11 protein-coding genes are annotated in these 10651 nt (G+C 64.9%); 4 read left to right on the top strand and 7 right to left on the bottom strand.

Features of this window, described 5'->3' with window-relative positions; genetic code table 11:
• Nucleotides 1-202: 202 nt before the first annotated feature.
• From SBI67_RS28975 to SBI67_RS28995, 5 genes are read right to left on the bottom strand one after another with little or no spacing between them, the layout of a single operon-like run.
• Nucleotides 203-1366 carry an acyl-CoA dehydrogenase family protein gene (locus tag SBI67_RS28975; protein WP_318983892.1) on the bottom strand — a complete coding sequence of 388 codons (1164 nt, stop codon included), beginning with the start codon at nucleotides 1364-1366 and terminating at the stop codon, nucleotides 203-205.
• On the bottom strand, nucleotides 1363-2265 hold the full coding sequence (locus SBI67_RS28980; protein ID WP_318983893.1) for an amidohydrolase family protein: 903 nt from the start codon (nucleotides 2263-2265) through the stop codon (nucleotides 1363-1365). The genes SBI67_RS28975 and SBI67_RS28980 overlap by 4 nt, the downstream gene beginning before the upstream one ends.
• Complete coding sequence (locus SBI67_RS28985) at nucleotides 2262-3248, bottom strand: 3-hydroxyacyl-CoA dehydrogenase NAD-binding domain-containing protein (RefSeq protein ID WP_318983894.1); 987 nt, start codon at nucleotides 3246-3248, stop codon at nucleotides 2262-2264. Before SBI67_RS28985 ends, SBI67_RS28980 begins: the two co-directional genes overlap by 4 nt.
• A complete protein-coding gene (locus SBI67_RS28990) occupies nucleotides 3245-5215 on the bottom strand; it encodes an acetoacetate--CoA ligase (RefSeq protein WP_318983895.1) in 1971 nt (656 codons plus the stop codon). The genes SBI67_RS28985 and SBI67_RS28990 overlap by 4 nt, the downstream gene beginning before the upstream one ends.
• A gap of 1 nt (nucleotide 5216) precedes the next feature.
• Nucleotides 5217-6035 (bottom strand): crotonase/enoyl-CoA hydratase family protein, encoded by an 819-nt coding sequence (locus SBI67_RS28995; RefSeq protein ID WP_318983896.1) that lies wholly within the window; start codon nucleotides 6033-6035, stop codon nucleotides 5217-5219.
• Between the two features lie 353 nt (nucleotides 6036-6388).
• Between SBI67_RS28995 and SBI67_RS29000 the strand changes: the two genes are divergently transcribed.
• The 4 genes from SBI67_RS29000 to SBI67_RS29015 are packed head-to-tail and all read left to right on the top strand — an operon-like array spanning nucleotide 6389 to nucleotide 9235.
• Nucleotides 6389-7282, top strand: a complete 894-nt coding sequence (locus SBI67_RS29000; RefSeq protein WP_318983897.1) for a cytochrome P450 family protein — start codon at nucleotides 6389-6391, stop codon at nucleotides 7280-7282.
• A gap of 14 nt (nucleotides 7283-7296) precedes the next feature.
• Nucleotides 7297-7656, top strand: a complete 360-nt coding sequence (locus tag SBI67_RS29005; RefSeq protein WP_318983898.1) for a cytochrome P450 — start codon at nucleotides 7297-7299, stop codon at nucleotides 7654-7656.
• A gap of 14 nt (nucleotides 7657-7670) precedes the next feature.
• A complete protein-coding gene (locus SBI67_RS29010) occupies nucleotides 7671-7994 on the top strand; it encodes a 2Fe-2S iron-sulfur cluster-binding protein (protein ID WP_318983899.1) in 324 nt (107 codons plus the stop codon).
• Nucleotides 7994-9235, top strand: coding sequence for an NAD(P)/FAD-dependent oxidoreductase (locus tag SBI67_RS29015; RefSeq protein WP_318983900.1), 1242 nt, complete (start codon nucleotides 7994-7996; stop codon nucleotides 9233-9235). The genes SBI67_RS29010 and SBI67_RS29015 overlap by 1 nt, the downstream gene beginning before the upstream one ends.
• Nucleotides 9236-9250: 15 nt before the next feature.
• Here the strand turns inward: SBI67_RS29015 and SBI67_RS29020 are convergent, their stop codons facing one another.
• Entirely contained in the window at nucleotides 9251-10201 is a 951-nt protein-coding gene (locus SBI67_RS29020) for a PucR family transcriptional regulator (protein ID WP_318983901.1), read from the bottom strand.
• Nucleotides 10202-10232: 31 nt separating this feature from the next.
• Nucleotides 10233-10651, bottom strand: a 419-nt coding sequence (locus tag SBI67_RS29025; protein ID WP_318983902.1) for an integrase core domain-containing protein, incomplete at its 5' end; no start/stop codon positions are given.

The raw sequence follows: 10651 nt of genomic DNA on the forward strand, positions 1-10651 counted from the left end.
GAACGGGTCGCCCCGTACAAGAAGATTCGTAGCGTCGAATTCGTTGAGATGATACCCAAATCGGCGACTGGCAAGATACTGCGTCGACTCCTCAAAGCATGACGCGAGGGTGCCCGCGTCAGAGGCTCAGCGGCGAGGCTCAGAGGGCGCGGCACGTCGGTCTCGACTCCGTCCGAACGTCATGCGCGAGAACGTCGGCGGTTCAGCCGAACAGGTGCCGTGCGATGACGATGCGCTGGATCTGGTTGGTGCCCTCGTAGATCTGGGTGATCTTGGCGTCGCGCATCATCCGTTCCACCGGATAGTCCTTGACATAACCCGACCCGCCGAGGATCTGCACGGCGTCGGTGGTAACCGCCATTGCCGTATCGGAGGCGAAGCATTTGGCCATGGCGCCGGCGGCGCCGATGGCCGTGTGCCCGCCGTCAATGGCCCTGGCCGCAGACCATGTCAGCAGACGCGAGGCCTCGACGCGTGTTGCCATGTCGGCGGCGAGGAACTGGATGCCTTGGAATTCCGAGATGGGTGTGCCGAACTGTCGCCGCTGCCCGGCATAGGCGACGGCGATGTCGAGTGCGCCTTGGGCGATTCCCACCGCCTGTGCCGCGACGGTGGTGCGGCTGCGATCCAGGGTGCCAAGCGCGATGCGCAGGCCTCTGCCGGTGTCGCCGATCAGCCGGTCGGCCGGGATGAAGACATCCTCGAACGTCATCCCGCGGGTCGGTGACCCTTTCAAGCCCATCTTGCGTTCCGGGCTCCCGTACGAGATGCCCTCGTCGGCGGCTTCCACGACGAACGTCGAAATGCCACGCGATCCGGCGTCGGGATCGGTGGATGCGAAGACCACGTACACGTCGGCCCGCCCGGCGTTGGTAATCCAGCGTTTGGTTCCCTTGAGCAGCCAGCCGCCCGCCACGGGCCGGGCGCGCGTGCGTAGCGCGGCCACGTCGCTGCCCGCCTCGGGTTCTGTGAGGGCGAAGGCGCCCAGCATGTCCCCGGACGCGATCGGCGGTAGGTAACGCTTCTTGAGATCGTCTGAGCCGGCGAGGAGCAGGGGCATGGCGAACAGTTCGTTGCCTCCCGCGACCTGCTGGGTCGTTGCGCAGGCCCGCGCGATCTGTTCGGCCACGATGGCCGAGGCGAGGTGGTCACCGCCCTGGCCGCCATAGTTCTGTGGGATGCCGACAGCGTGCAGATCGGCTGCGATCAACGCGCGCAGCGATTGCTCGGGGAATTCGGCACGGTCGTCCACGTCGGCGGCGCGGGGTGCGATGTGGCGATCGGCGACGTCGGCGGCCACTTCGCGGAGCGCCAGGTGCTCATCGTCGAGCAGCCAGACCGACGACGTCTCGGAGCGGCTCGTCATGCGGTGGTCGACCCCAGCCCCAGGACCCCCGCGGCGTTGTCCTTCATCACCAGCTGCGTGACGTCCTCGCGGATACCCAGTGTGGCGAAGTCGGCGACCCAGCGATCCGGTGTGATCACAGGGAAGTCCGAGCCGAACAACACCTTGTGCTTCAGGAACGAATTGGTCGCCTGCACCAGCTGTGGCGGAAAGTACTTGGGGGACCACCCGGACAGGTCGAGGTAGACATTGGCCTTGTGCGTCGCTATGGAGATCGACGAATCGACCCAGGGGACCGAGGGGTGGGCGAAAATCATGGTGAGCTCAGGAAAGTCGGCCGCGACATCGTCGAGGAGCATGGGGTCCGAGTACCGCAGCTTGATCCCACGACCGCCTGGCAAGCCGGCTCCGATGCCGGTCTGGCCGGTGTGGAACAGCGCGACGAGACCGTGTTCGGCGCACACCTCGTAGAGCGGATAGTACTGACGCTCATTGGGGACGAAGCCCTGCAAACTCGGATGAAACTTGACTCCACGGATACCGTGATCGGTTGCCAGCGAACGCAATCGGGGCAGTGCGTCGGTCATGTCGAGGGGGTCGACCGAGCCGAACGGGATGAGCACGTCGCTGTGCACGGCAGCCCGTTCCGCGATCTTCTCGCTGGAGATGGGCGGTCGTCCGCCCAAGGCGGTGCCGGCGTCGACGGTGAAGACGACCGCGGCCATGTTGCGTTGCCGGTAGTAGTCGGCGAGGTCGTCGACCGAGGGGGTGCGGTTCGCGCCGGCCTTGAAGTACTTGGCCGAGGCCGCCATCAGCTCGTCGTCGAACGAGAAGTGGCGATGGTCGTCGTCGGCCTCGACATGGGTGTGGACGTCGATGGCGGTGATCGCGTCGAGGTCGATGTTGGGGGTGTAGGTCATAGAGTGGTTTCTCTTGCTCGGGCCGTCTCGGGAAGCGATCGGGCGCGCTGTTTGAGCCGGATGATGTCGACCAGCAGTTGATCGCGTTCGGTGGCCAGGAGTTCGGGGTCGATACCGGCCATTTCGTCGTCGGTGCCGGTGACCAGCTTGTCGACCAGTTCGGGCGTCAGCTGCGGTGCACCGAGATCGTCCATCCATTCCTGGGCCGGTGGGCCGAGGTGGTCGAGCACGGCGCGCAGGCCGCCCCGGCCGCCGGAAAGATGTTGTCCGGCAATGGGTCCCACGATGGCCCAGCGCAGTCCGGGACCGCTGGCGATCGCGGTGTCGATGTCGGCCACCGTGACGATCCCGCGATCGATCAGCGAGTACGCCTCACGCCAGATCGCGGCCTGCAGCCGATTGGTCACATGCCCGGGGATCTCGGCCCGGACGAGGATCGGCTTCTTGCCGATGCGCCGGTACACCGCCATCGCCTGCTCTGCGGCGTCCGGCCGGGTCTGGGATCCTGGCACCACTTCGATCAACGGGATGATGTGGGCGGGGTGGAACGGATGACCCACGAGCACTCGACCCGGGTCCGTGGTGCACATTGCCTGAAGTTCCGTCGGCCGGATCCCGGAGGTCGACGAGGCGATCACCACGCCGGGCCGTGCAGCCGTGTCGATCTCGGCGATGACGCGCGCCTTCAGCTCCCGGTCCTCGGGGATGTTCTCCTGGATGAAGTCGGCCGCGGCCGCGGCCTGGGCGACCGACCGGACCACGCGCAGGTCACCGACGGTCCCTGACGTCTGAACGGTCAGCTGCCGATAGTCCAGCGCGGCGCGGATGATGGATTCGGTGAGGTCATGCTGGTCCTCGTCGGGCCCGCAGGTTCCGACGACGTCGACGCCCGCGGCCAGGAAGCAGGCTGCCATGGCAGAGCCGATGACGCCGAGTCCGAAGACACCGGCGCACGAGATGTTCTGTACTGCAGGCTCGGTCACGCCGTCACCGTGGTCCGCGGCCAGGTGCTGAAGAAGTCGAGCGCAGTCGGGTCGGCCAGCGCACCGGGTGAGGCCACGGTGTGCGGGTCGGCCCCCAGCAGGATGCGCTTCACCGGGATCTCCAACTTCTTGCCGGTCCGGCCGTAGGGCACGACCGGGACCTGATGGATCTCGTCCGGAACGTGTCGTGGCGACAGTGCGGAGCGGATTTCACGGGTGATCACCGCGCGCAGGTCGTCGTCGAGCACGATCCCGTCGTCGGTGACGACGAACAGGACCAGCCGACCCAACCCACCGTCGGGGTCTTCGAGATGGACGATGAGCGAATCCCGGATGCCGTTGAGCTCGTCGACGACACGGTAGAACTCGGCCGTGCCCAGCCGCACCCCGCCGCGGTTGAGGGTGGCGTCGGAGCGTCCGGTGATCGTGACCCCGCCCGTGCTGTCGAAGCGCACCCAGTCGCCGTGTCGCCAGACACCGGGGTAGCGGTCGAAATAGGTGTCCCGGTAGCGCACGCCGTCGAGGTCGTTCCAGAATCCGACGGGCATCGACGGCACGGGGGAGGTGATCACCAGTTCCCCCAGTTCGTCGACGACCTCCCCGCCGTTCTCGTCGAACGCTGTCACGGCGAAACCCAGACTGCCCCCGGACATCGCGCCGCTGAACACCGGGGTGAGCGGGGATGCCTGGATCATCCCGGTGCAGATGTCGGTCCCGCCGCTGCCGACGTTCAGCAGTACCGAGGAATCGAACTGCTGGTAGATCCACTCGAAACCCTCGCGCGGGAGCGGACTGCCCGCCACGCTGATCTGGCGCACCGCGGACAGATCGAATTGCCGGGCCGGTTCGATTCCCTCCCGTCGTGAGGCCATGACGACCCCCGGGCTCAGCCCGAGCATCGTCGCGCCGGTCTCGGCGGCGACCCGCCACTGGTTCCCCGTATCGGGGTACGCCGGGTTGCCGTCCTGCATCACGATCGAGGACCCCACCAGCAGTGCGCCCACCAGAGAGTTCCACATCATCCAGGCGGTGGTGCTGTACCAGCTCAGGCGGTCACCGGGGCCCAGATCCCAGTGGAATGAATGGTTTTTCATCATCTCGAGCAGGATGCCGCCATGGCCGTGGATGATCGCCTTGGGTAGACCCGTCGTACCGCTGGAGAACAGGACCATCAGCGGATGCGCGAAAGGAACCGGCTCACAGGCGGGCATGGTCCCCGTGCGGCCGTCGCCGCCGCCGATCTCGGCCCAGCCGATGACGTCCTCGATCACCACATGCTCGCCGTACGGCACCGAGATGACCGACCGCAGCGACGGGATGGCCGCGCGGATGCGGGCTACCTCGTCGCGCCGGTCCAGACTCTTGGTTCCGTAGGTGTAGCCGCCGACGACGATCATCACCGTTGGTTCGATCTGGGCGAACCTGTCGATCACGCTCTGCGATCCGAATTCCGGCGCGCAGGCTGCCCAGGTCGCCCCGAGGCTGGCCGTGGCCAGAAAGGCGATCAGCGCCTCGGGGATGTTGGGAAGGTAACCCACCACTCGGTCGCCCCGGCCGACGCCCTGGTCGGCCAGGCCCTGCCGGACCCGCCGCACTTCGTCGCGCAGCGCGCGGAATGTCAGGGTGCGGTCGGGCCGGGTCTGGCTCTTGGCGATCACGGCGATGTCGTCGAGGGTGCCCTCGGTGCCCAACGAGTGCTCGACGTAGTTGAGCTGCGCGCCGTCAAACCACCGGGCGCCGGGCATCTTTCGGGTGTCGAGTACCGCGGTGTAGGGGTGGTGGCTGTCGATGGCGAAGTACTGCCATATCGCTTCCCAGAAGTCCTCGATGTCGGTGCACGACCACCGCTGCAGGGTCTCCCAGTCGGTGAACGTGCGGCCGCGCTCGGCCGCCAACCAGTCCATGAAGGCGCCAACTCGCGAAGTGGCCCTCGCATCGGCAGGCACGGGCCTGCACACCGTCGCCATTTCAGTTGGCCTCGGTGGCGTGGGGGGACCTGCGGGCGCTGACTTTGTTGCCGGTGCCGGCGAGGAACGCCGCCATCGAGTCCTTGGCCTCCTGGGTCGACTGTGCGATCCCGGCCATCAGCGATTCCATCATCAAGCCCTCGTCGCGGCCGACCTCGGCGATCCTCGGTAACGCCTGCAGCACCGCGTAGTTGGTGACAGGCGAGTTGGCGGCGATCGTGTTCGCAAGTTCGAACGCAAGTGCCTCGCCCTCGTCATTGCCGACCAGATACGTTGCCAGTCCGTGCCTTTCGCCGGCCTCGGCATCGAGAACGCGGCCGGTGAGCATCATGTCCTGCATCCGGGCCACTCCGATCAGGCGAGGAATGCGCATCGATGCGCCGCCTCCCACGAACAGACCCCGCTGTCCTTCAGGCAACGCGAAGAAGGCGCTTCGCTCGGCGATCCGGATATGGGCGGCGCTGGCCAGTTCCAGGCCTCCGCCGACGACCGCGCCTTTGAGAACGGCGACGACCGGAACCGCCCCGTCGGCCATCGCACCAAGGGCTGCGTGCCACATCCGCGAATGCATGACGCCTTCCATCGCGTCGCGTTCGGCCAGTTGGGACAGGTCCAGGCCGGCGCAGAAGTGCTCGCCCGCCGCGGTCAGCACGACGGCTGACACCCCACTCGGCGGCGACGTGAAGAAGTTCCCCAAGGCCTCGATGGTCACGTCGTCGAGCGCATTGCGCTTGTGCGCTCGGTCCAAACGCAGCACACCGATGCTGCCGCACCGGTCGAAGTGCAGGGATGCCGAAATGCGTTGGTTCACATGTGTCATGGCGGTGACCCGATCGTCGGTTGCCGATGTCGCGCTCGGGAAGCCCCCGACAGCGGACGCAAAAATGCTACGCATGGTTGTGTCGTCACGTCAACAAATCGACGAATAATGGTGAAAGGCTGCCGGCGCGTGCCCGGCGTATCCGAGAAGCCGGTATCGCCTGTGACAAGTAGGGCTGCGCGGCCCAGCGCCGGGCGCCAAAGGCCGACGGAAAACTTGGTGCCGCGCGCCAAGAGTTCTGGGAAGTGCGGGAGCCATGCTGAAGTGGTCACCGTCACAGCGGAAGCCGTCTGGTGACTGCGCCCACACAATGGGTCACGGCGTATCCGTCGTCGAGTCCTGAGGAGACAGTGATGTCGATCCCCGTAGGAGCGAGCCTTTTCCCGTCGCAGACCGGGGAGCCGAATCCGCAACCCGGTGGAAGTGCCATGGAGCCACAAGAACCCCCGGTTGCTGATTGGGTGAATCCGTTCGACATGGAAGACGACCCCTACCCGACGTATCAGCGATTGCGAGAGGAGTCGCCCGTCGCCTGGGTCCCCGCTTTCAATGCGTTGGTCGTGTCCAGCCACGCGGAGTGCACGTTGGCGGAAAGACACCCGGAGATCTATTCGGCACGCGGTGCGACTCTGCCTTTCACAGGGGCAATCGGCGGGCCACCGATGCTGGCGGAAGACGACCCACAGCACGCGGCCACCCGCGCGCCGATGAACCCGGTGATGCGACCCAGAAGCATCGATTCGTGGACAGAGGTTTTCGAGCGGAACGCGCACACGTACGCCGATCGGATGCACGACATCGGGCCCGACCATGCCGACCTCAACCGTGACTACGCAGCCCCTCTTGCGGCCAAGAACCTCGTCGACCTTCTGGGGATGGACGGCGTCTCCGCCGAGGATATGCACCGCTGGTCGTACTATTTCATCGCGGCGATGTTCAACTTGGCCCGGGATGCGGACATCTTCGCTCAAGCCGCACTAGCTCGTGACGAGGTCGACGCGGTACTCCGTGACTTGATACCCCATCTGCAACGGCATCCGAACCAGACGATCGTGTCTGCGTTCGCGAACAGCGGCTTGTCGGTCGAACGGATGCATCTGAATATCAAGTTGGCCATTTCGGGGGGGATGAATGAGCCGCAGCACATGATTTCGACGCTTGTCTGGGCGTTGTCAACGTATCCCGAGCAGCGAGCAGCTGTCCTGAACAACCCCGCGCTGTGGCCTGCGGTCTCGTCCCCCGGCTAACCAATTCCGACACGGTGCTTGCGGGAATCCCGATTCCTGCAGACACATCGGTGTACCTCGCGTTGGCCTCAGCCAACCGCGACGAGAAAGTGTTCGCTGCGCCCGCGGTGTTCGACGTCAACCGTGAGAAGAAACCGCACCTGGCCTTCGGTGCGGGTGTGCACATGTGCGCCGGAATGTGGGCCGCGCGCCGCTCCATCGGTCAGATCGGTGTACCGACTCTCTACCAAGCGGTTTCCCAAGCTGCGCTCCGCAGACGGCGACCGGCCGGCCCGTTGGGTCGGTGCTGCATTCCGTGGATTGGTCGAGTATCCAGTGACATGGTGAGACGAGGCCAACACCAGTCCAGACCTCCTGTGTCACCAGTTTATTGAGCGGAGAGATCTCTGTGCCAACCATCACGTTCGTTTCACACCTCGGTGTCAAAGTCGACGTCGACGCCCTGGCCGATGAGTCGGTAATGCAGGCCGCGACGCGCGGCGACGTCGACGGCATCGTCGGCGAATGTGGCGGCAACGCCATGTGCGCCACCTGTCACGTCTACGTCTCCTCCGGCCCCGTCGAAAGTCTGCCGCCGATCGCAGCGGACGAAGACGAAATGCTCGACTCAGCTGCCGCCGAGCGCCGCGACAACAGTCGCCTCAGTTGTCAGCTCATCGTCTCGAATGCCTTCGAAGGGCTCACATTTCACGTGCCCGAAACGCAGATCTAGTGGCTACTGCGGATGGCGTTGTCATCGTCGGGGCGGGTCAAGCCGGCTTTCAGGTGGCGTCTTCGCTCCGTGACCTCGGGTACGGCGGCGCAATCCACCTGGTAGGAGACGAGGCACACCCTCCGTATCAGCGGCCGCCACTGTCGAAGAGGTTCTTGACCGGTGATGTTCAGGATTCCGGCGTGCACTTTCGGCCCGTCGACTTCTTCGAGAATCGCTCGGTCACAATGCACTTGGGCTGCCGGGCCACCGCGATCGATCGAACTGCGAAGGAACTCAAGTTGTCAGGTGGTGAGCGCCTCGCGTACTCGCACCTGGTGCTGGCAACCGGAGCACGGGCGCGCTGGCTGCCGTTTCCCGGTGCGGAGCGGGGTGACGTGTTCGCCTTACGCGGCCTCGACGATGCGAAGGAACTGCGGAGCCGGCTGGGCGGAAGCGCCCGGTTCGTCGTCGTCGGTGGCGGCTTCATCGGCATGGAGTTCGCGGCCGCCGTTCGCAAGCAGGGGTTCAACGTCACCGTCGTCGAACCGGCCGGTCGCGTGATGGAGCGCGCGATATCCGAGCAGCTGTCGATCCATCTCGTCGACGAACATGCTCGGCGCGGGGTCGTTCTGATGACCGGTCGCGGGGTGTCGGCCATTCACGGGAACGACGACGGGACGGTGTCAGCGGTGGAGACCGACGACGGTCGATGGCTCGACGCCGACGCCGTCCTCATCGCGATCGGAGCCGTCCCCAACACGGAGCTGGCCGAGGATGCAGGCCTCCTCGTGGACGGTGGAATCGTCGTCGGGGAGACCTTGTTGACATCAGATCCGCACATCAGCGCGATCGGAGACTGCTGCATATTCCCGATGTCTGGACGCTCGATTCGGCTGGAGTCGGTGCAGAACGCGTCTGATCAGGCCCGCTTCGTCGCAACCCGTCTCGTCGAGGGTGGGGCTCAGCCGTACGTGAAGGTGCCCTGGTTCTGGACCCACCAATACGACATGAAGATCCAGCTCGCTGGTATCGGTGGGCCGACTGATGAGACGGTGACGGTAGGCGATCGTGCGTCCGGCGCGTTCTCCGTTCTTCGATTCACAGAAGGCTGGTTGTCCTGTGTGGAATCCGTCAACCGCCCCGCCGATCACATGGCCGCTCGAACACTGTTGGCCACTGACGTCCGCCCGTCGGTCGCCGAGGCTCAAGTACTCGACTTCGAACTTAAGAACTTCGTGCGGGCCGTGGCGAGACGTTGAACTCCGCGAGCCTCGTCAGGTGAGCGCTGCGAGACGCGGCAGCTCTTCCAGTAACTCCAGCGCCACCAGCGTCTCGAGCGTTTGTTCGCCGACTGGTCGTTCGAGCAGTTCCTCTGCTCGTTTGACGCGGTAGGCGACGGTGTTCGGAGAGAGGTGAAGGGCTTCTGCAGCGGCGATTCGACTGCGCCCCGATCCCAGGTAGAGCCTCAATGTCTGACGGATGTCTTTGAGCTTGGGATCGTCCTGTGCGAGAGTTCCGAGGACCTCGGCGGCAAAGGTCTTCGCCGCGACGGGATCGCTCACCAGGAGTGCCAGCAACCTGCTGTCCTGATACGCGCGCACGCTCGCGCTCCGACTCAATTCGGCTACTCGGGCTGCCAGCCGGGCCGTCCGGTGACAATCTCTGAACCCGTCGATGCCCTTCCCGCTACAACCCACTGCAAGCTGAAGCCAGTCGGGCTTGGGCACCAAGCGCAGGATCTCGACGAAACGGGAATCGAACGAAATCGGCGACGACCAGACGAGCTCACATCTGCCGTCAGGCTGTTCCAGGGCGAACGCGGTGCGGGCCCCCAACGCATCTGCGATGTCTCGCACGTATTGGTCGAGGGCCGCATCGCGTTCCGTCGCGTAACCCCTCCCAGTCGGTAACACGACGGCCATGAGGTGGCACCAGCTGAAGTCGAGGCGCAATACCGATTCGGCGTCCGCAGGTGGGTGTTCGCCCGAGACCACCGCGTCGAATACGCGTCGACGCGCCGCCGCAAGTCGCCCCTGCCAGCGTGATTGCTCGTCACCGTAGTTGACCGACATCTCGTGAACGACGAACTCGGTGAAGGCGAACAACGTACGACCCAGCGCGCGAAGCTCTTCCAGGGGACCGATCTCGGCTCCGTGTGTCTCGAAGGCGCCAAAAATCTCATCTTGCACGTGCTTGTGACAAGCCCACGCCTTACGTAACAGCACTTCGTGAACCGTTCCGGGTTTGATGCCGGCTTCATGTTTGAGACATCGCCGGCTGGGACGCCCGGAGTTGAGCGTAGTAGGCGGTCTCGTATTCCTCTGGAGGGACGTAATCGAGCAGGCTATGCAGGCGCCGATTGTTGAACCAGTCGACCCATTCCAGCGTCGCATACTCGACGTCGTCGACGGTGCGCAGCGGACCACTGAGGAACGGGCTGCCGCGACCGATGGCTTCGGTTTTGAACAACCCGATCGTGGTCTCGGCCAATGCATTGTCGTAAGCATCACCGACGCTCCCGACAGATGCTGCAATCCCCTCCAGCGCAAGCGTTTCCGCGAAGGCGATCGAGGTATATTGACCAGATTCAATCGGTGGATGCAACACCGGCTTGTTGGACTTACAGTAGTTGGTCGTTGAATGCTTCGGCGGGTGTCCTCCAACCGAGTGTCTTG

The organism is Mycolicibacterium chengduense (assembly GCF_033741155.1).
GTDB lineage: Bacteria > Actinomycetota > Actinomycetes > Mycobacteriales > Mycobacteriaceae > Mycobacterium.